This is a genomic window from Frigidibacter sp. ROC022 (genome assembly GCF_024723735.1).
GTDB lineage: Bacteria > Pseudomonadota > Alphaproteobacteria > Rhodobacterales > Rhodobacteraceae > SLM-1.
The window spans coordinates 1,296,926-1,317,228 of record NZ_JANQDU010000001.1 but is presented as its reverse complement, the minus strand read 5'-3'; the positions used below and the strand labels follow the sequence as shown (position 1 = coordinate 1,317,228).

The following is a 20,303-nucleotide window of genomic DNA, read 5'->3' as shown; positions in this document are numbered from 1 at the left end:
TGCGGATGGTGCGTGACGCACCACATCCTGCCCTGCGGTATTCGTAGTATTCGTAGGGTGCGTGCTCGCCGCCCCCCCCTCAAACCGGCAGCACCGCCAGCCCGACGCGCCGGCCCTCGGCCAGAAGCATGTTGTAGCTGCGGCAGGCCGCGGGCGAGGCCATGAACTCGACCCCGATCCCCAGCCCCTCCAGCGCCTCGCGAAAGGCCCTGGGCGGATAGCTGATCTCGGCGCCGGTGCCGACCAGCAGCACGTCGATGTCCCGAAAGGCCCGGTCGTCCCAGCCGGCCCAGGCCCGCAGGCCGCCCGGGTCCAGCGCCAGCGCGCCCTCATGCACCTGGCCGCCGATCCGGAAGAACCCCGGCCCGTAGCCATCGACCGGAAGAGCGCCGCCGAAATCGATCTCGGTCAGGCGCACCGGATCAGCCTTCCTTGGTGCTGAACTGGGTTCCGGCCGTGCCTTCGGCCACCGGCTTGGACCAGTCGCGCTTCACCCCGAGCATCAGCACGATGTTCTTGGAGATGTAGATCGAGGAATAGGTCCCGACCACGATGCCCCAGGTGATCGCGAAGACGAAGCCGCGGATCACGTCCCCGCCGAAGATCAGCAGCGCCAACAGCGCCACCAGCGTGGTGCCCGAGGTCATGATGGTCCGGCTCAGGGTCTCGTTGGCCGAGAGGTTCAGCACGTCGCGCAGCGCCCGCTGCTTGTACTTGATGAGGTTCTCCCGGGCCCGGTCGAAGACCACCACGGTATCGTTGATCGAATAGCCGACGATGGTCAGCAGCGCCGCGATGATGCTGAGGTCGAACTTGATCTGGAACAGCGAGAACAGGCCGATCGTCAGCCCCACGTCATGGACGAGCCCGACCAGGGCACCGACGGCGAACTGCCATTCGAACCGCAGCCAGATATAGACGGTGATCGCGGTCACTGCGGCCAGAACCGCCATGATCGCATCCAGGATCAGTTCCTTCGAGACCTTTGGCCCGACGCTTTCGACCGAGGGGAAGGTCACGTCCGGATCGACCGCACGCAACGCCGCCTCGACCTTGTCGATGGTCTCGCTGGTGATCGCCTCGTCGCCGTCCTGCGCCTGAATCCGGATCTGCGCCACGTTCTGATCGGGGCCGAAGCTCGGGTCGAAGACCTCGGCAATCGAGACATCGCCCAGCTTCAGAGGCGTCAGGGCCTCGCGGTAGGCGCCGACATCCACCTGCTGCGTGCTCTCGGTGCGGATCGTGGTCCCGCCGCGGAAGTCGATGCCGAAATTCAGCCCCATGGCAACCGTGACGATGATCGAGGCGATCAGAAGCACGACCGAGCCGCCGAAGGTCACCCGGGCGATGCGGAAGAAGTCGATGTTGGTGTTGTCCTTGACCAGACGCAGGCCCCATTGCAGCACGCTCTTCGGCCGTTTCCGGTGGAAGTAGCTGATGACCATCAGCCGGGTGACGAAATAGGCGGTGAAGACCGAGGTCAGGATGCCGAGCGCCAGGGTCACGGCAAAGCCCTTGACCGGGCCGGTGCCCAGCACGAAGAGGATCGCCGCGGTGATCAGCGTGGTGATGTTGCTGTCGAGAATCGCCGACAGCGCCTTTTCATAGCCCAGTTCGATCGCCCGTGCCGGTCCCTTGGTGTTCTTCAACTCCTCGCGTATCCGCTCGTAGATCAGCACGTTGGCGTCCACCGCCATCCCGACCGTCAGCACGATCCCGGCGATGCCCGGCAGGGTCAGCGTGCCGCCGATCATGCTGAGCGCACCGAACATCATCGCAAGGTTCACGGTCAGGGCGATATTGGCGAACCAGCCGAACAGGCCATAGGCCGCCGCCATGAAGACCACGACCAGAACCGAACCGACGATCGCCGCCAGCTTGCCGGCCGCGATCGAATCGGCGCCCAGTTCGGGACCGATGGTGCGCTCCTCCAGGAAGGTCATCCCCGCCGGCAGGGCGCCGGCCCGCAGCAGGACCGCCAGGTTGGTCGATTCCTCCAGGCTGAAGTTCCCGGTGATGATTCCCGAACCGCCGGGAATCGCGCTCTGGATCGTCGGGGCCGAAATCACCTGGTTGTCGAGGACGATGGCGAAGGGCTCGCCGATATGCTCGGCGGTGTAGATGCCGAATTTCCGCGCCCCGGTCGGGTTGAAGGTGAAGCTGACCGCTGGGCGGCCGTTCTGGTCGAAGGACGGCTGCGCGTCGGTCAGCTCGTCGCCCGTCACCACGGCCGTCTGTTCGAGGACGTAGTAGACGCCCTTCTCATCGGCCGAGGGCAGCAGTTCGTTGTTCGGTCCCGGCACCGCATCGGGGTCGGTCGTGCGCCCGACCACCGGCTGGAAGGTCAGCTTGGCGGTGGTGCCGATGATCGCCTTCAGCTCGGCCGCCGAGCCGATGCCGGGAACCTCGATCAGGATCCGGTCGTCGCCCTGGCGCTGGATCGTCGGCTCGCGGGTGCCGACCTCGTCCACCCGGCGCCGGATGATCTCGAGGCTCTGCTGCATGGTCCGGTCGTCGGTCGCCATCTTCTCGGCATCGGACAGCGAGACGATCAGGATGTCGCCTTCGCCCCTCACGTCGATGTCCTTGGCGCCGATATTGGACAGCGAAGCCACCGGCTGCGCCAGGCTCCGCACCTTCTCCAGCGCCGCGGCCATGCCTTCGGGCTTGGCCAGCCTGATCCGCAGATCGCCGCTGTTGGAATCGACCCGGCGAATGCCGCCAACCTCGTCGCGCAGCTCGCGCAGGGCATCACGGACTTCGGGCCAGTAGCCGTTCATCCGGTCTTCGTAGACCTCGGAGAGATGCACCTCGGCCAGAAGATGCGCGCCGCCGCGCAGGTCGAGCCCCAGGTTCACCAGCCGGTCCGGCGCCCAGCTCGGCCAGTCGTCCCGTGCCGCCACCAGTTGCGGCGTCTCGCCTCCGGACTCGATCTTCTTGATCGCGTCGTTATGGGTCTCGACCCTGTTGTAGAACAGGTTCGGGATGGCAGAGCCGACAAACAGCGCAGTGATCAGAAGGATCAGGATGCGCTTCCAGGGGGCGATTTGCAGCATGGTTTCGCTTTCGCGTCAGGGTGGACTTTCGCGTCAGGTCGCGGGTTCGGTCTTGGTCAGGACTGTGGCGATGGTCGACCGCATGACCCGCACCTTGACCCCGCTGGCGATCTCGACCTCGATCTCGTTCTGGCCCTCGGTGACCTTGGTGACCTTGCCGATGATCCCGCCCTGGGTGATGACCTGATCACCGCGGCGCAGCGCCTTGATCATCGCCTGATGCTCCTTGACCTTCTTCTGCTGCGGCCGGATCAGCAGGAAATACATGATCGCGAAGATCAGGATCAGCGGAGCGAATTGCACCAGGGCACCGCCACCGGCACCTCCGGCGGCCTGAGCATAGGCGGGGCTTGCGAACATGGGTCATCCTGTTGTCGGGCCCGTCCGGCCAGGGGCTTTGACGGGCATTTCGAATTGGCGCGCAACCTAAGGCCGGGGGGGGCGGATAGCAAGGCGCGGCGCCGCGCGGATTTCGCCAGGAAACCCGCAGGCTCCGGGGGCATATGGGGACGCCATGTCGGCAACAAAAGGGGTTTGCCGGCACGCGATGGCCTTCGCCGTTCCCCTTGCCCCGAATATACTCTATGACCGCGCCACTTTCCTGCCATTCGAGGAGCCGATCCCATGCACGACATCCGCGCCATTCGCGACAACCCCGCCGGTTTCGACGCCGCCCTGGGCCGCCGCGGGGTCTCGGGCCTGTCGTCGGAGATCCTGGCCCTGGACGAGGCACGCCGCGCGAAGATCCACGCGGCCGAGACCGCGCAGGCGGCACAGAACGCCGCCTCGAAGGAAATCGGCGCCGCCAAGGCCCGTGGCGACGAGGCCGAGTTCGAACGTCTGCGGGCGCTGGTCAGCGCGAAGAAGGCCGAGATCGCGAAGCTGAACGAAGAGGCCAAGGCCGACGACGCGGCGCTGCGCGACCTGCTGATGGGCATCCCCAACCTGCCCCGCGACGACATCCCCGACGGCAAGGACGAGGCCGACAATGTCGAGATCCGGCGCGAGGGCGCACCGCGCAACTTCTCCTTCAAGCCGCTGGAGCATTTCGAGATTCCGGCGGTCAAGCGCGGCATGGATTTCGCGACCGCGGCCAAGCTTTCGGGCACCCGCTTCGTGGTCCTGCAAGGCGCCGTCGCGCGGCTGCACCGGGCCCTGGCCCAGTTCATGCTCGACCTGCACACGACCGAGCATGGCCTGATCGAGACCAACACCCCGGTGCTGGTGCGCGAAGAGGCGATGTACGGCACCAACCAGCTGCCGAAATTCGCCGAGGACAGCTATCAGACCACCAATGGCTGGTGGCTGATCCCGACGGCCGAAGTCACCCTGACCAACACCGTCGCAGGCGAGATTCTCGACGCCGAGTCCCTGCCCCGCCGGCTGACCGCCCATACGCTCTGCTTCCGCTCCGAGGCCGGGTCGGCCGGCAAGGACACCAGCGGAATGCTGCGCCAGCACCAGTTCGAGAAGGTCGAGATGGTGACGATCTGCGCCCCGGAAACCTCGGATGCCGAGCATCAGAGGATGACCGAATGCGCCGAAGCGGTGCTGAAACGTCTGGGCCTGCCGTTCCGCACCGTGGTGCTCTGCACCGGCGACATGGGCTTTGGCGCGCAGAAGACCCATGACATCGAGGTCTGGCTGCCCGGACAGAACACCTATCGCGAGATTTCCTCGGTCTCGACCTGCGGCGATTTCCAGGCCCGCCGGATGAATGCCCGCTACCGGACCGAATCGGGCAAGCCCGAGTTCGTCCACACCCTGAACGGTTCGGGCCTGGCGGTCGGTCGGACGCTGATCGCGGTGCTGGAGAACGGCCAGCAGGAGGATGGCTCGGTGGACCTGCCCGAGGCCCTGCACCCCTATCTCGGCGGCAAGACCCGGCTGACACCGGACGGATATCTGGCCTGAACTGAACCGGGACGCCGATTGGCGCGTAGTAAGGGACATGCGCATCATGTCCCTTCTCGTCCTTGCCCTCGCCGCCAGCTTCGCGCTGTCGCCGTTCTTCGTCACCTCGTTCCAGGGGATCGACCCGAAGCTCTACCCGGTTCCGCAGGTCGATCCGCCGGTGCAGCCCGCCGGCTGGGCCTTCGCGATCTGGGGGCTGCTCTATCTCTGGCTGATCGTCATGGCCGGATTCGGTGTCCTGCGCCGGGCCGGGGATGCCGACTGGCAGGCGACCCGCCCGCCATTGGCCCTGTCTCTGAGTCTCGGCACCTTCTGGCTGGCGGCGGCCGAACGTTCGCCGGTGCTCGCCACCGCGATGATCTGGCTCATGCTGCTGGCCGCCGTGCTGGCCCTGCTGCGGGCGCCGCAGCTTCGCGACCGCTGGTGGCTGGGCATGCCTCTGGGGCTCTATGCCAGCTGGCTGACGGCGGCCTCCTGCGCCGGGCTGGGTCTGCTGGGCGCCGGCTGGGGCATCGGGCCGGGCGAGATCGCCTGGGCCTATGTCGGCATCGCCCTGGCGACGGCGATCGGCGGCGCCGTGCTGGTGGCCCGGCCGCAGTCCTGGGGCTATGGCGCGGCACTGATCTGGGCGCTGGCGGCGATTGCGGCAAAGAACGCGGAAACCGCCCTCCCGGTGGCAGGGGCGGCCGGGCTGGCCGCCCTGGCCGTGCTGACGCTGCTGCTGCTGCGCGGACGCCGCTAGGGACGGATCGTCCCGTTGCCCTCGACCAGATATTTGAAGCTGGTCAGCTGCTCGGCCCCGACCGGACCCCTTGCATGCATCTTGCCGGTGGCGATGCCGATCTCGGCGCCCATGCCGAATTCGGCGCCATCGGCGAACTGGGTCGAGGCGTTGCGGATCAGGATCGCCGAATCGAGCCGGGTGAAGAACCGCTCGGCGGCCGCATCGTCGGCGGTGACGATGGCGTCGGTATGCTGGCTGCCATAGCGACGGATATGGGCGATCGCCGCGTCCACCCCGTCCACCAGCTTCACCGCGATGATCGCGTCGAGGAACTCCTTGCCGAAATCCCCGGGCTCGGCCTGCACCGTGCCGGGAAGTTCGGCCAGCTCGCCATCGGCCCTGACCTCTACCCCCTTCTCGATAAGCTTTTCAATCAGATGCGGGCCGTTCTTCACGTAATAGTCGCGATCGATCAGCAGACATTCCGCGGCGCCGCAGATGCCGGTCCGCCGGGTCTTGGCATTGATCACCACCGCCTCGGCCATGGCCGGATCGGCCTTGGCATCGACATAGACATGGCAGATGCCCTCGAGATGCGCGAAGACCGGCACCCGCGCCTCGCGCTGCACCAGACCGACCAGCCCCTTGCCGCCGCGCGGCACGATCACGTCGATATATTCCACCGCCTTCAGCATCTCGCTGACCGCCGCCCGGTCGCGGGTCGGGACCAGCTGGATCGCGGTTTCGGGCAGGCCGGCCTGATTCAGCCCGGCCAGAAGCGCCGCATGGATCGCCTGCGAGGACTGGAAGCTTTCCGAACCGCCGCGCAGGATCACCGCGTTACCGGCCTTGAGGCACAGAGCCCCGGCATCGGCGGTGACATTGGGGCGGCTCTCGTAGATCACCCCGACGACGCCCAGAGGCGTCCGCACCCGGCGAATATGCAGACCCGAGGGGCGATCCCACTCGGTGATCACCTGGCCCACCGGATCGGCCTGTTCGGCGATCGCCCGCAACCCGTCCGCCATGGCGCGAATCCGCGTCTCGTCCAGCATCAGCCGGTCGAGCATCGCCGGAGACAGATCCTTGGCCCGGGCAAAGGCAAGGTCCTCGGCATTGGCCGCGATGATCGCCTCGCGGCGCTCCCAGACCGCATCCGCGGCCGCCATCAACGCTTCCGATTTGCGCTCCGGGCTGGCAAAGGCCAGTTCGGCGGCGGCGTCACGGGCCTTGCGGCCGATCTCGGCCATCAGGGCGGGGATGTCTTCGGCGTCTTTCATCACGAACTCCTGCGGTCAGGCAAAGGTTAGGCGGTTTGGCGGGGCAAGGGAACGGGCAAGGCTCAGACCGCCATGTCGTCGCGGTGGATCAGGGCGGCGCGGCCGGAATAGCCCAGCACCTCTTCGATATCGCTGGAGCGATGGCCCTTGATCTTCGCGGCCTCCTCGGCGGTATAGCGGGTCAGTCCGCAGGCCAGCATCGCGCCGTCCGGGCCCAGCACCGCCACCGGATCGCCACGCCCGAAGCGCCCGGAGACGCCGGTGACGCCCGCCGGCAACAGCGATTTGCCCGAGGCCAGGGCCCGCGCCGCACCGGCGTCGATCACGATCTCGCCGCGCGGCTTCATCGCCGCGATCCAGCGCTTGCGGGCCTGCTGCGGGTCGAGTTGCGGGGTGAACCAGGTGGCGCGGGCGCCCTCGGCCAGCGCGGTCAGGGGCCGCTCGGTGGCGCCCAGGGTGATCACCATGGCGCAGCCGCCGGCGGTGGCGGTCTTGGCCGCCAGCAGCTTGGTCTTCATCCCGCCTTTCGACAGGCCCGACGTGCCCTCGCCCGCCATCGCCTCGATCCTCGGCGTGATCCTGTCGATGATCTCGAAGTGATGCGCATCGGGATTGGTCTGCGGATTGCTGTCGTAGAATCCGTCCACGTCGCTCAGCAACACCAGCTGATCGGCCCCCACCGTCACCGCGATCTGCGCCGCCAGCCGGTCGTTGTCGCCAAAGCGGATCTCGTCGGTCGCCACGGTGTCGTTTTCGTTGACGATCGGCACGATGCCGAAGTTCAGCATCTGCGCGAAGGCGGCGCGGGCGTTGAGGTAGCGGCGCCGGTTCTCGGTGTCCTCCAGCGTCATCAGCACCTGGCCGGCGGTGATGCCATGCGGGGCCAGGGCTTCCTCATAGGCGCGGGCCAGCCTGATCTGCCCGACCGCGGCGGCGGCCTGCTGCTGTTCCAGGCTCAACGCCCCGGCGGGAAGGTCCAGCACCCGGCGCCCCAGTGCGATCGAGCCGGAAGAGACCAGGATCACATCCGTGCCCCGGCCACGCATCGCGGCAACGTCTGCCGCCAGTCCCTTCAACCAGCCGGTCTTCAAGCCGGCCTCGCGATCCACCAGCAGGGCCGAGCCGATCTTGACGACCAGGCGACGGGCTTCAGTCAGGGTCGCCACGATTCTTCCTCGGCAGGTTTCTCGGAGATCGCGGCGCGCAGCCGGTCCTCGGCGATCTGCGCCTTCACGGCGCGCAACACCTCGGTCACGCCCTCGCCGGTGACGCCGGACATCTGCATGACCGGGCCGCCGCTCGCCTTTTCCAGCTTCTTCACATTGGCCTTGCGGGTCTTGTCGTCCAGCGCATCGACCTTGTTCAGCACCAGCACCGCCGGCTTGTCCTCCAGCCCCGCGCCATAGCGGGTCAGCTCGTCGAGGATCGTCCGGTAGTCCTTTGTGATCGTGGCCGAAGTCCCGTCCACCAGATGCAGCAGGACCGAACAGCGCTCGACATGGCCCAGGAACTGGTCGCCGAGCCCCCGGCCCTCGGACGCGCCTTCGATCAGGCCCGGAATATCGGCCACGACGAATTCCGCCCCATCGACCCCGACCACCCCGAGGTTCGGCACCAGCGTGGTGAAGGGGTAGTCGGCGATCTTCGGGCGCGCATTCGAGGTCGCCGCCAGAAAGGTCGATTTCCCGGCATTGGGAAGGCCGACCAGCCCGGCTTCGGCGATCAGCTTCAGCCGCAGCCAGACATCGCGCTCGACTCCCTCCTGGCCCGGATTGGCGCGACGGGGGGCCTGGTTGGTGGCGGACTTGAAATGCAGGTTGCCCCAGCCGCCATTGCCACCCTTTGCCAGCACCACGCGCTGGCCGACCTCGGTCAGATCGGCGATCACCGTTTCCTGATCCTCGTCCAGCACCTCGGTCCCCACCGGAACCTTCAGCACGATGTCCTTGCCGTCCTTGCCGGTGCGCTGGCTGCCCATGCCGCCCTGGCCGTTCTGGGCAAAGAAATGCCGCTGATAGCGAAAGTCGATCAGCGTGTTCAGCCCCTCCACCGCCTCGGCGATGACATCGCCGCCGGCCCCGCCGTCGCCGCCGTCGGGACCACCGAACTCGATGTATTTCTCGCGCCGGAACGAGACGCAGCCATTGCCGCCGGCGCCCGAGCGGATGGTCACACGGCAGAGATCGAGAAATTTCATGCGGAGTTCCTTTTCAAGGACGGCTTACGGCGGGCGGCGGCGAAACTCAATCGCCGAGACGGGAGACGTTACGGTCGGCCGGCCCAGTCCCGGGCGCTCAGCGCCATCCGCAGGGTCTCTACCTCGCGGCCTTCGGCGCGGTGGAACTGCCGGCGCGGTGCAGTATAGCGGAAGCCGAGCTTGGCCAGCACCCGGGCCGAGGCCTCGTTGCCCGGCAGGTGGCCCGAAACCAGGTCACTGTCCGAGCCGGCAAAATGCGCCGCGACCAGCGCCGTCGCCGCTTCGGTCATCAGCCCCCTGCCCTGCGCCTCGGGCCGCAGCCAGTAGCCCAGTTCGCCCGAAGGCGCGATATGGACCACGCCCAGAACCGGCCCGTCCCCCTCGGTCACGGCAAGGGCGCCGTCCGAGTCATGCCGGGCGATGAAGCTCTCGGCATCCTCCAGCCGATAGGGCCAGGGCGGCGAGACCAGCCAGCGGATCACGTCCCAGTGGCCGATGCCTTCCGCCACCGCGGCGGCGTCTCCGGCCACCAGCGGCCGGAGGGTCAGCCTTTCGGTCCTGAACTCCGCCGGTGATGTGACAGGCCGGGCCATCGCATCAGAGCTTGCGGATATAGGTCCAGGTGCGGACCGTGGCGTCACGGGCAACCGAATAGGCCTCGGCATCGCCGAGATATTCGAAGCCGGCATTGGTCAGCACCCGGGCCGAGGCGGGATTGTCCTGGAACACTTCGGCGAAGAACGCCTTGTCCCCGCGCGGATTGGCGGCAATCAGCGCCTTGACGGCATCCGAGGCAAAGCCGGCATTCCAGAACCCCGGCGCCACCCAATAGCCGATTTCCGACTGATCGCGGTCCATGCCGCGCAGGGAGATCACCCCCAGCAACTCGCCCAGGTCGTTGGCACTGCCATCCATGACCCAGACCTGCTCGGCCGGGGCTTCGCCCATCGCGCGGGCGATGAAGGATTCCACCGCGCCGGGCGGCAGCGGGTGCGGGATCGAGCGGGTACCTCGGGCAACGCGCTCGTCGCCGGCATAGAGCGTCAGAAGCCCGGCATCCGAAGTTCGCATCGGCCGCAGCAAGAAACGACCAGCGTCGATCGTCGGCAATGGGTCAACCTTGGTAATGATCATCTGGGCCTCCTCCCGGACGATGATGGAGCCGAAACCTGGCGGTCCCGGAAAGCGGAAAGGGGGACCGGCGTCTGCGCCGATCCCCCTTGCCAATTCGTTGAGGTCTTCGGCTACTCGGCGGCCTCCACCGCCGGGAGGACCGAAATGAAGGTACGGCCCTTGAGGCCCTTCTTGAAGGTCACGTGACCGTCGGTGGTCGCGAACAGGGTATGATCCTTGCCCATGCCGACACCTTCGCCCGGCCACCAGGTGGTGCCGCGCTGACGCACGATGATCATCCCCGGCTTGGCGACTTCGCCACCGTAGAGCTTGACGCCGAGGCGCCGACCGGCCGAGTCGCGACCGTTGCGGGACGAGCCGCCTGCTTTCTTGTGTGCCATCTCGGATTACTCCTTCTTCGCGGCGGGCTTCTTGGCCGCCGCCTTCTTCGCGGGCTTGGCCGCGGCTTCGCCAGCATCGGCGGCCTTGGCTTTCGGCGCGGCCTTGGCCTTGGGCGCAGCTTCGGACTTGGCCTTGGCTGCGGGCTTCTCGGCGGCGGCCTTGGCCTTCGGGGCGGCCTTGGCCGGCTTGGCCGCAGCGTCGCCCTTGGTGCCATGCGCTGCGACGCGGGCGGCGGCGGAGCCGGTGGCAGCCATCACGCCCGATTTCTCGGCGCCGGATTCCAGGATGTCGGTCACCCGCACCAGGGTCAACTTCTGCCGGTGGCCCCGGGTCCGCTGAGACGAATGCTTGCGGCGGCGCTTGTGGTAGGTGATGACCTTGTCGGCCTTGATGTTGTCGATCACCTCGGCCTGCACCGCGGCGCCCTCGATATAGGGCGTGCCGACCTTGGCGCCGACCATCAGAATCTCGTTGAACTGGATTTTGTCGCCAGCATTGGCGGCAAGCAATTCGACCTTCAACACGTCACCCGACGCGACCCGGTACTGCTTGCCTCCGGTCTTGAGGACCGCAAACATCTTCGTCTTCCTTTTCGGTTCCGCGTCCTGTGGTCCCCGGACGCTACTCCGGACGTCTCGGCCCGCTGCGGGCCACCTCGGACGGCGCGCCCCATGGGGCGGCATTGTAAACTTGCCCGGCAACGGCAGGGCCGGCGTCGGGATGCAGGCTTATCGGAGAGTGCGGCAGCGAAGTCAAGCAACTTCGGCCCCCGCACCGCCTCCGACTGCTAGAGTTCCTCGCCGACCATCCGCCGGGCCAGCCCGGCGCCGAGCGCGAAGGAGATGTCGTTGAACATTCCGTCGAAGGCGCTGAAGATCGCCCGGTTCAGGGTCTGCCCCCCCGGTGTTTCCGAAAACGCGATATAGGCGTCCAGCTCGGCATCGGTCAGCGGCTGATAGGCGAGGTTGAGAAAGCTGTAGACCCAGTCGATCGTATCGGCCCGGACGCCCGGCTCCTGCGCCCAGACCTCGGCGAGGATCGCCGAGTCGTCCATCTCCGGGTCCAGCGCACCGCCCGAGGCGAGGCCTTTGAAGAAGGCGTAATTCGCGTTCAGCGCCCCGGCGACATTGCTTTCGAACAGGTCGTTCACCTCGGCAAAGCGGGTCAGCTGGTCGATCCACGGCAGCGCCCTGTCGCGCATCTCCTGAACCCGGACCCGGGCCAGTTCATCGGCCTCGGGGTCCAGCATCGCCTTGCGCGCCTCGTATTCCAGACGCACCGCACGGGCGCCGAGCTCGGAACTGAAGAAGGCGATGCCGTCGCTGACATCCACCCCGGCCAGCGCCTGGCCGAAGGCGGCCCGGGACGTCCGGGTCATCCATTCGATGTCGTAGATCGCGGCCACTTCCGCGGCCCAGTCGTCGCCCCCCTGCCCGCCCAGCATGTCCCGGTCGAGGCTCTCGCCGTAATCGATCCCCTCGGCATGCATGATCCCGAGCACTTCCGGCATCAGGAGCAGCGTCCAGAGCTGGTCGATCTCGGCCTGGTCCGCAGACTGGGCCGGCCGGGCGACGGCCAGCCCCAGCATCAGCGTCAGCACCATGAACGGCTGCAGCAACCACCGGACGGCGGCGGGAACGGATGAGATCGGGCGCATGAAACCTCCGGGCGGCACGGGGCTCAACCTAGGCCCTTGCCGCGATGAAGCAAAGCCTCAGAGCTCCTGCTCGGGCTGCAATTCCCCCAGTCGGGCACCCAGAACCTGATAGCGCTCGATCATCACCTGGAACTGGGTGGCATTCAGCACTTCGTAGACCCGCTGCATTTCGGGCGTCTCCAGAGCCGCGACATAGGCGGCCAGGTCGGCATCGGAAATGTCGCGATAGGTCCAGGCATTGGCCATCAGCCCCAGCATCTCGGATTGCGGCGCCCGGGCCACCGCCTCGCGCATCAATTCTGCGCGCAGCTCGGTCTCGGTCATGTCGAGCGGCGAGGCCCCGGCCGCCATCGCCGCCAGCAGGAACCGCACCTGGATCTCGACCACCGCCTTGCGCGAGGTCTCGGCCGAGCCGATCGCCCGATCCAGTTCCCGCAGCAGGTCGAGCCGCGGCGAATGCGAATCGATCATCTGCTGCACCAGCTTCTGGCCCTCGGTATATTTCACCGTGTCATCGGCCATGTGGCTGGCATTCTCGACCGCCACCAGCCGCTGGCCGAGATCAGAGGCATAGAAATCGGCGCCGGCATCGACCAGCGCCTCGGGCATCACCGCTTCCAGGATGTCCACCGCCCGGCGGACCATCTCCTCGGGCACGAAGACCTCTTCGGCCAGCTTCGAATACTGCTTGCCGAAGGTATCGGGCGCCTCGCCGACCATGCCCGGCCCGGCCATTGCCCCCTGCTGCAGGCTCTCGATCACCACGTCATAGCCGGTGACCTTCAGGAAGGCCTGCAGCTTGTCGCGATCGGCGGCATGGGCGTGCGACTGGCTGAAGAACACCAGCCCGGCGACCAGCAGCGAGAGCAGCGGCGGAAGGACACGGAAACTGCGAAGGAGGGATTTCATCATCGGCCTGCCTGTTGTTTTGCGGCGAGACTATCGCAGCCGGCGTGTCGTGCAAATCACGTTGCCCTGAGATTGTCCGGCATCGGTGCAGGGATTCGTCTTGCACGGCGCCCGCAAGGCAACTATACGCCCGCCCAGACCAAGGAGAGGTGCCGGAGTGGTCGAACGGGGCGGTCTCGAAAACCGTTGAGCGTGAAAGCGTTCCGTGGGTTCGAATCCCACCCTCTCCGCCACCCACCCAGCCCATTGAAAATAAGCGGTCTATGACCTGCGCATGGTGGCGAGGTTTCCGCGACATGCGCGGCGTGGTGCCCCTTGGAGACTTGAATTCACGGGCCAAGTAGCCGTCCCAAACGGCCCGAGTCTCCGTCTGGCGTTTGGCGCGATACCGTTTTCGGTCGCGGCTTCAGGTGCTGGACATGGCTTCTGGTTCCTTCCAGGCCGACGATGCCGCATCTTTGCGCAGACCTGTTCTCCAAGTCGGATGGAGTATTCCCAGCCATGCTCCGCTGAACTTTTTTTCGGTACTGATCCGGGAGAACCGTCACGAAGGCGGCGGCATCGCATTCTGGTGCCACAACGTCAGCGCAGCATGAGGATTGCGGGCAGGCCCGGTCCGTCTCCCTGTCTCTTGCAGCGCTGATCGCGCCGCGGTCCTCACACACTGTATCGCGACATGGCCCCGAATGCCTCCTCCCAATACGGCGAATACGTCACCCGATCAAACCTTGGGCTTAGCCGGCCTATAGCGTAAACGCGGCGCGGAAAGCCTCCAGCGCCTTTTCCTCGTCGTCTTGTGCAAAGGCTTCCAGTCCGACCGGACCGGCATAGCCCATCGCATCGAGGGCGCGGGCGATGCCCGCGTAGTTGATCTCGCCGGTGCCCGGTTCGCATCGACCGGGGTTGTCGGCCACCTGCACCTCGCCGATCCATGGCAGGCAGGCCCGGCACCAACGGATCAGGTCACCTTCGCCGATCTGCGTATGATAGAGATCGAGATTGATCCGAAGTTGCGGCCGATTGACGGCCGAGACGAGCGCCAGCACCTCCGCCGTGCTGCCAAAGGGGCAACCGGGATGGTCGGTCGGGTTGAGGTTCTCCAGCGCGAATACGACGCCTTCCGCTTCGGCCAGATCGCAGATCCGCATCAGCGTGTCGCGGGCCTGCTGCGCCATGCCCGGCGTGCATGATCCGATATGCGGGATCGGGATGCCCATGTCGCCAAGACCGGTACCGTGCAGGTTCAGCAGGCGGACTCCCAACCGCTTGCCGACCTGTGCCGCCTCCCGCGCCGAGGCCAGCAGGATTCGAGCGCCCTCGGCATCGGCAAGACGGCCCTTCAGATATCCGTTCATGATCGTGAATGTGGCACCGGTCCGGGCCAGCTCATCGACATCCCAGGCGGTCCAGTTCCACAGGCCGACACCGAAACCCATTTCATGCAGGCGGGCGGCGCGCCAGGCCATGGGTTTGTCGCGCCACATCATCTCGGCGCAGGCCGCGAGTTGAAAGCTCATATCACGCAGTTCCATCGAATCGGGTTACGGCGACGGCAGTCATCCCGGGACTCCTTCGCGCAGTCGGACAAGGAACGACACATCGTCGCCCGAGACGGAATCGACCAGGCCCTCTTCCAGCCAGCTGACCAGATTCGGCAACGGCGAGTGGCGCGTGCCCAGGTAAGGCGCCAAGGCGGTTGGCGGCGGAACATGGAGGCGCAGGTTGAATCCCCGGTCATGCAGGGCGCGGGCATCGTCGGGGTGGAACATGGCCAGTTCGATCGAGACCGATTGCGCCCCGACTGCCGCCAGAAGCGCCGGGAAATCGGCATGCCGAGCATGGGTGATGAGCTGCAGCCGCAGGCCGGGAATGGCCTCGGCCGCGGCCCGCAGAACGACGTGATCGAAACCGATGATCTGGACATGGCCGATGGCGCCGGTCCGCTCCAGCACCTCGGCCAGACGCTCGATCATCAACGCCGGCCGCTCGGCCTCCTTCAGTTCGATCTCCAGACCGATGCCGTTCTGCACCGCCCAGTCCAGCGTCTCCTCCAGGGTCGGGATCGCGGCCCTCCGCTCGCTATCTCCCCGCCAGACGGCTTCCAGCCCGCGCAGGGCTACGAGGTCGATATCCGACAAGAATCCGCTGCCGGTGGTGGTGCGATCCAGTGTGGCATCGTGCATCAGAACCGGAACACCGTCCCGCGTCAGGCGGATGTCGATCTCGCAGGTCGTCGCCCCCGCAGCGCGGGCATCCTCGAGATTGGCGATGGTGTTTTCCGGTCCGATCAGCGGATAGCCGCGATGCCCGCAGACATGCGCCCGGCCGTTGTCGCGGTGATGAAAGGAAATCATAGGCAGCCCTCGTTGCCGGTCATTGCACAGATGCGGCCAAGTTCGGCCGCGACGCCGGGCGCGGCGGCCAGCAGGGGGCCGCCGCCCGTCAACCCGCCATCGGCGAGAAAGGGCGAGACATGGCCGCCTGCCTCGGTCACCAGAAGGTTTCCGGCAAGGCAGTCCCAGGCATTGATATGCGCCTCGAAATAGCCCAGGAGCCGACCCGCCGCGACATAGGCCAGCATCAGCGCGCCCGAGCCGTTGCGCTGAAACATTCCGCCGGCCTGCGCCAGCCCGTCGATGGCGGCCAGCGCCGGCTCGGTTCCGGTCCGGTGCGAGAAGCCGATCCCGACCACGCCCTGATCGAGCGTGCCTGCCGGCGAGCAGGTGAGAGGGGTGCCGTTCAGGCTGGCCCCCCGGCCGGCCCGCGCCAGGAACAACTCGTCGGCGTTGGGATCGAAGATCCCGCCCGCGACCGTCTGTCCGTTCCGAAGCAGCGCCACCGAGACGCACCAGACCGGGATCGCGTTCACGAAGCACTGGGTGCCGTCGATCGGGTCGATCACCCACAGGAACCCGGCACCGCCATCCCGCCGGTCCCAGGTTTCTCCGTCGGCCGCCAGCGCGCCGCCGGAACCGGTCTCTTCGCCCAGGATGGCGTCCTGGGGAAAGAGCGCCGCGATGCGGCCCGAGATCAGTTCTTCGACGGCGCGGTCGGCGTCGCTGGCCTGATCCTGAAGGCCCTTCACCTGAACGGTGAACCGCGAGGGATCGCGAAAATAGGCCAGCGCCAATGCCCCGGCCTCGCGCAGCAGTCCGGGCAAAAGTCCGGAGCGGGTATCGAGCGCGGCATCGGTCATTTCGGCAGCAGGTAGATCGGGCTCGACCAGGCACGGGTGCCGTCCTCGAGCGTGATCCGCGCAAAAAGAGGATTGTCCCTCCCCGCTTCGGGCGTGACGGTGAAGCCGGCATCCAGCGACAGCCGGTCCAGCGTCTCGGGCAGGCGGAAGATCTTCAGGAATCGCGGCAGCCGGTCCGAGCGATCCTCGATGCGGGCTTCGCTGCCAAGTTCGCCCAAGGCCAGGCTGCATTGCACCAGCGGCGTCTCGATCTCGATGGTTCCCGCCCGAGGGTCGGCCAGCCAGATATCCACCCCGGCGAAATTGCCGGTGGTGATCGATGTCCAGTTCAGCCGGTTGCCCTGCCGGGTCAGGGCCAGATCGGGGTTGAAGAAGTTGAACGCGCGGACATCCCGAATGGCATTGCCCGACAGCCTGGCATGGCCGTTCCAGACCACCTGCCGCGCCCGGCCACGATATTCGGCCCCCTCCCAGTGCAGCCGCAGCCGCGGCGCCGCGGCGTCCGGCGCGTAGCCCAGCCGTTTCGCTATGCGCCTTGTGCCGTTGAACAGCTCGATACGTTCGACCGGCACCGGCGCCGAAACCGAGACATCCACCCGGACCTCGCCCGGCGGGACCGAGACTATGTCGCCCATCATCGCCTCGCGGGCCGGCGAACTTTCGTCCGGGCCAAGCGCCGGGTCGCGATGATGAAGCCGGGCACCTTCGGGAAGGGCCGCCGTCACCGACAGGAACATGCGCCCCGAGGGGCCGCCGGTGGTGGCGTAGTGATGGCGCCGGCGCAGGGCGTCGAACACCGCGTCGCGGCTCAGCTCGGGCATAAGCAGGCAGGTCAGCCCGCCGACAGCGCCGAACAGCGAGGCGCCGGGATAGCTGGCGCCGGGCCGGCCCTTGTGGCCATCGGAATTCGCCACGATGCCGACACGGTGGCCCAGCCTGAAGGCGTCCTCGACCAGCCATTCGAAACTGCCCCAGGAGGAATGGACCTCGACCGCGGTCTCGATGTTCGGATCATGCGCGACGCCGATATCGGCATAGCGCCCGCCGCAATGGGCGAAGCAAATCGCGTCCTCGCCGTCGAGTTTCCTGAACAGGGCGCGGGCGGTGGGCACGATGCGCTCCGGCGCCGCGGCCCCCGCGACCAGCACCCCCGACGAGCGGCGGATTGGGCGGAACGGCTTGCGGAAGAACACGTTGCGGTCGCCGCCCAGAGCGGTATTGCCCGACCATTCGTAGCCCGGCAGCACCGCGAAGCGGCCCGGTTCGTCGAAATCCTCGCAGATCTCGTTGAGACGTTGCCAGAACTCGTCGGTGATCTGGAAATCGTTGCCCTGATGGGCCGTGACGTCGAGAAAGGCGAGATCGCGGGCAAAGGTGAAATAGTCCTGTGCCGAATTGGTTCCGATCGTCTCTTCCGTCTGGCCGTGGAGATCGGCCCAATAGGGCCGCAGTGCCCCGGACTGCCGCACGCGGACCGGCGTGGCCGGGGTCTCGCCGATACGGATGCGGATGTCTCCGGGGCCGGTGGCGCTCAGCCCTTCCAGCCGCGCCACCTTCTCTCCCTCGGGCAGGGTCAGGCTTTCGGGCAGGCCCGAGACCGGGCCGGAGGCCGAAAGCGGCAGCGTCGCGCCGGTGAAGGCGGTCGGATTGCCCCAGGCATCCTCGACCTTGACCCGCATCACGAAGTCCTCGCCGGGACGCAGCTCGGTGGGGCAGACGGCGACAAGCCGGCTGGGCGTGCCGCCGGTGATCTCGATCTCGGGATGGGCGGCGATGGCCTGGAAGTTGTAGGTGGCGATCGGATCGACCAGAACGCGGAACTCGAAACTCGCCTCGGCGAAGGTCTGCAACCGCAGCCCCGGCGAGCCCTGCCGACGGTCGCCGAGACGAAAGATCAGCCGATCACCCTCGCGCAGATAGCCGCGCACCACCTTCACTTCCAGACACTTGTCCCAGGGCCGGACATTGCCCTTGACCGAATAGCGGCATTCGAGCACGGCACCGTTCGAGGCTTCCACGCTCGTGAACCCCGGCGCGGTCGGGTCAGTGAACTGCAACGGCGACTGATCGGTGGGATACCGGAAGCAGAGCCGGACAGCCCCGCTGTCGTCGATGCCGTAGAAACCGGCGGTATAGGTCAGCGTGAACTCGACGAAGCTCCCGGCGGCGAAGCTGCCGACCGGGGATAGCTCGACCTGGCCGAGCCGTGCGGTGTCGAGCGTGTCCGGCTGGGGCCGGCATTGCTCGCCGCCGAGGGTCTCGCCCTGGCGGCCGGCTGCGTCGTTTTCTGGGTCTGAGGAAAGCATGTTGCGAGAATTGTCCTGCCGAGCTGTTAAGTTGTCTCGAAAAGGCCACCTGCCCGGTCGGGCGTTGGCCTCATCTATGGTTCACTCTGTCTCAACGAATCCGCCGTCGAAGTAGCGGGCGCTGCCATTGTCGACATAGTCGAGCCGCTGCACCCGCCTGCCCCGCCGCACCTTGATCGAATGCCGGGATTCGGCGGGCACCGGCCCGTCCGGTACTTCACATAGCGCGCGGCCGCGCATGGTTGCCGGGCGCGGGATGCCGAGCAGCGCAAGCACCGTGGGGGCGATGTCGATGTCACCGGCATAATGCTCCGCCACCCTCCCAGTGCCGAAGCGGCTACCGTTCAGGATCAATAGGCTGGCCAGTTCGCGCGGGTTCAGCCCGCCGTGCATCCCGCCGCCAGGAGGCTGGCTGCCGTCATAGAAACTGCATCCTGGCCAGCCCGCCTGATTGGGCCGGTCGTCGCCGCGCGAGGTGTAATAGAGATCCGGCATCCGCGGATGCTCACCACCCAGCAGCTCCATTGCGAAGGTTCCCGGTATTCCGCCCTCGATCCCGTCGCCGCGGCGGGTGAACAGGCAGCCGCACCAGGGACGGGTCATCAGCCAATCGACCAGCTCCGGCAGAAGCCGCTTGCCCGGCGTGGGGTCGGTGATCGTGCCCAGATAGCCCGGAATACCCAGCAGGCTGGTCCCGGCTGGCTCTTCGGCGCTTTCCGAGACGGGGAAACCGGCCGCTGCAAATTCGGCCCCCATCTCGATCGGGTCGGTTCCGGTGACATGCCCGTGGTCGGAAGCCACGATCATCTGCAGCGATTGCCCGTCCGGCGATGCGTCGCGCCAGGCGACGATACGGGCCAGTTCGGCATCCACATCGCGCAGGGCCTGCAGACAGACCGGCGTTCCCGGACCGTGGCTGTGCAGTGTCTTGTCCGGGTCGTTGTACCACAGCAGGGTCACATCCGGTTTCAACCGTGGTTCGGTGAACCGCAGATAGAGATCGGAGACATATCGATTGCGTCCGCTGTTCGGCACGGTCAGCGGCGGGATCGGGCCCAACAGTTCCAGCGCCTCGTTGGCCAGGTTGCCGGGCACCGACGACCCCCAGTCCTTGACCGACAACGTCACATGGCCGTTGCGGGCGGCGCGCGGATTGGCAAGAAACGTCGTTCCCTCGGAGCCCGAGGTGATCACCGCCATGCTGCGCCCCGCTTGCGCCAGCGCCTCGCCCAGTGTGACGGTCGAAAGCAGCCCTCCGTCATAGGCCCGGTCCATCGCCTCCAGATGGGCGAGTCGGCTGGTATCGACGGCGCGGTCGGAGAACACCCGAGGGTCGCAGAACCTGTTGGCGATGATGCCGTTCGTCGCCGGAAGGGTCCCGGTGGAGATCGCCGTGGAATTGACCCGCGTCGCCGAAGGGAACACCGCCCGCGCCTTCGGAAAATCCTGCCCGGCCCGGGCCAACGCCCAGAGCGTGGGGGTAAGTTCGGGCGACAGGAAATCGCGCCTGAATCCGTCGAGTATGATGACGAGGATGCGATCAGCCATG

20 protein-coding genes and 1 tRNA gene are annotated in these 20,303 nt (G+C 66.8%); 4 read left to right on the top strand and 17 right to left on the bottom strand.

What is annotated here, in order from left to right; all coding sequences use genetic code 11:
- Nucleotides 1-79 precede the first annotated feature (79 nt).
- The 3 genes from NUW50_RS06375 to yajC are packed head-to-tail and all read right to left on the bottom strand — an operon-like array spanning nt 80 to nt 3,416.
- A complete protein-coding gene (locus tag NUW50_RS06375; protein WP_258288226.1) occupies nt 80-418 on the bottom strand; it encodes an Mth938-like domain-containing protein in 339 nt (112 codons plus the stop codon).
- A gap of 4 nt (nt 419-422) precedes the next feature.
- Entirely contained in the window at nt 423-3,056 is a 2,634-nt protein-coding gene (gene secD / locus NUW50_RS06370; protein ID WP_258288225.1) for a protein translocase subunit SecD, read from the bottom strand.
- 33 nt (nt 3,057-3,089) lie between these two features.
- Nucleotides 3,090-3,416, bottom strand: a complete 327-nt coding sequence (gene yajC, locus NUW50_RS06365) for a preprotein translocase subunit YajC (protein WP_258288224.1) — start codon at nt 3,414-3,416, stop codon at nt 3,090-3,092.
- A 264-nt stretch (nt 3,417-3,680) separates the two neighbouring features.
- Here yajC and serS point away from each other — a divergent pair, with 264 nt between their 5' ends.
- Both serS and NUW50_RS06355 read left to right on the top strand, forming a co-directional pair.
- Nucleotides 3,681-4,970, top strand: coding sequence for a serine--tRNA ligase (gene serS, locus NUW50_RS06360; protein WP_258288223.1), 1,290 nt, complete (start codon nt 3,681-3,683; stop codon nt 4,968-4,970).
- Between the two features lie 46 nt (nt 4,971-5,016).
- Complete coding sequence (locus tag NUW50_RS06355; RefSeq protein WP_258288222.1) at nt 5,017-5,712, top strand: hypothetical protein; 696 nt, start codon at nt 5,017-5,019, stop codon at nt 5,710-5,712.
- Here NUW50_RS06355 and NUW50_RS06350 read toward each other — a convergent pair.
- The 9 genes from NUW50_RS06350 to NUW50_RS06310 form a co-directional block, all read right to left on the bottom strand.
- Complete coding sequence (locus tag NUW50_RS06350; RefSeq protein WP_258288221.1) at nt 5,709-6,974, bottom strand: glutamate-5-semialdehyde dehydrogenase; 1,266 nt, start codon at nt 6,972-6,974, stop codon at nt 5,709-5,711. The two genes, NUW50_RS06355 and NUW50_RS06350, sit on opposite strands and share 4 nt — an antisense overlap.
- A 62-nt stretch (nt 6,975-7,036) precedes the next feature.
- Nucleotides 7,037-8,140, bottom strand: a complete 1,104-nt coding sequence (gene proB / locus NUW50_RS06345) for a glutamate 5-kinase (protein WP_258288220.1) — start codon at nt 8,138-8,140, stop codon at nt 7,037-7,039.
- Nucleotides 8,128-9,171 (bottom strand): GTPase ObgE, encoded by a 1,044-nt coding sequence (gene obgE, locus NUW50_RS06340; protein ID WP_258288219.1) that lies wholly within the window; start codon nt 9,169-9,171, stop codon nt 8,128-8,130. The genes proB and obgE overlap by 13 nt, the downstream gene beginning before the upstream one ends.
- Nucleotides 9,172-9,239: 68 nt before the next feature.
- Nucleotides 9,240-9,764: a GNAT family N-acetyltransferase gene (locus NUW50_RS06335; RefSeq protein WP_258288218.1), complete on the bottom strand. Its 525-nt coding sequence runs from the start codon at nt 9,762-9,764 to the stop codon at nt 9,240-9,242.
- Nucleotides 9,765-9,768: 4 nt separating this feature from the next.
- Nucleotides 9,769-10,305 (bottom strand): GNAT family N-acetyltransferase, encoded by a 537-nt coding sequence (locus NUW50_RS06330; protein ID WP_258288217.1) that lies wholly within the window; start codon nt 10,303-10,305, stop codon nt 9,769-9,771.
- Between the two features lie 110 nt (nt 10,306-10,415).
- Nucleotides 10,416-10,685 (bottom strand): 50S ribosomal protein L27, encoded by a 270-nt coding sequence (gene rpmA, locus NUW50_RS06325; RefSeq protein ID WP_258288216.1) that lies wholly within the window; start codon nt 10,683-10,685, stop codon nt 10,416-10,418.
- Nucleotides 10,686-10,691: 6 nt separating this feature from the next.
- Entirely contained in the window at nt 10,692-11,264 is a 573-nt protein-coding gene (gene rplU, locus NUW50_RS06320; RefSeq protein ID WP_443135083.1) for a 50S ribosomal protein L21, read from the bottom strand.
- 209 nt (nt 11,265-11,473) lie between these two features.
- Entirely contained in the window at nt 11,474-12,343 is an 870-nt protein-coding gene (locus tag NUW50_RS06315; protein ID WP_258288215.1) for a hypothetical protein, read from the bottom strand.
- A gap of 57 nt (nt 12,344-12,400) precedes the next feature.
- On the bottom strand, nt 12,401-13,252 hold the full coding sequence (locus tag NUW50_RS06310; protein ID WP_258288214.1) for a DUF2059 domain-containing protein: 852 nt from the start codon (nt 13,250-13,252) through the stop codon (nt 12,401-12,403).
- A gap of 143 nt (nt 13,253-13,395) precedes the next feature.
- Here NUW50_RS06310 and NUW50_RS06305 point away from each other — a divergent pair.
- Together NUW50_RS06305 and NUW50_RS06300 are read left to right on the top strand one after the other, a co-directional pair.
- Nucleotides 13,396-13,485, top strand: a tRNA-Ser gene (locus NUW50_RS06305).
- 186 nt (nt 13,486-13,671) lie between these two features.
- Complete coding sequence (locus NUW50_RS06300) at nt 13,672-13,848, top strand: hypothetical protein (protein ID WP_258288213.1); 177 nt, start codon at nt 13,672-13,674, stop codon at nt 13,846-13,848.
- Between the two features lie 147 nt (nt 13,849-13,995).
- On the opposite strand, the gene NUW50_RS06295 is transcribed toward NUW50_RS06300, so the two are convergent.
- From NUW50_RS06295 to NUW50_RS06275, 5 genes are all read right to left on the bottom strand, one after another.
- Nucleotides 13,996-14,769, bottom strand: coding sequence for a TIM barrel protein (locus NUW50_RS06295; RefSeq protein WP_258288212.1), 774 nt, complete (start codon nt 14,767-14,769; stop codon nt 13,996-13,998).
- A 39-nt stretch (nt 14,770-14,808) separates the two neighbouring features.
- The gene (locus NUW50_RS06290) at nt 14,809-15,606 is read right to left on the bottom strand and encodes a glycerophosphodiester phosphodiesterase (protein WP_258288211.1); all 798 of its coding nucleotides are present in this window, start codon (nt 15,604-15,606) and stop codon (nt 14,809-14,811) included.
- Entirely contained in the window at nt 15,603-16,448 is an 846-nt protein-coding gene (locus tag NUW50_RS06285; RefSeq protein WP_258288210.1) for an inositol monophosphatase family protein, read from the bottom strand. Before NUW50_RS06285 ends, NUW50_RS06290 begins: the two co-directional genes overlap by 4 nt.
- Nucleotides 16,445-18,754, bottom strand: coding sequence for a DUF3604 domain-containing protein (locus tag NUW50_RS06280; RefSeq protein WP_258288209.1), 2,310 nt, complete (start codon nt 18,752-18,754; stop codon nt 16,445-16,447). The genes NUW50_RS06285 and NUW50_RS06280 overlap by 4 nt, the downstream gene beginning before the upstream one ends.
- An 81-nt stretch (nt 18,755-18,835) precedes the next feature.
- The gene (locus tag NUW50_RS06275) at nt 18,836-20,302 is read right to left on the bottom strand and encodes an alkaline phosphatase family protein (protein ID WP_258288208.1); all 1,467 of its coding nucleotides are present in this window, start codon (nt 20,300-20,302) and stop codon (nt 18,836-18,838) included.
- Between the last annotated feature and the right edge of the window lies 1 nt (nt 20,303).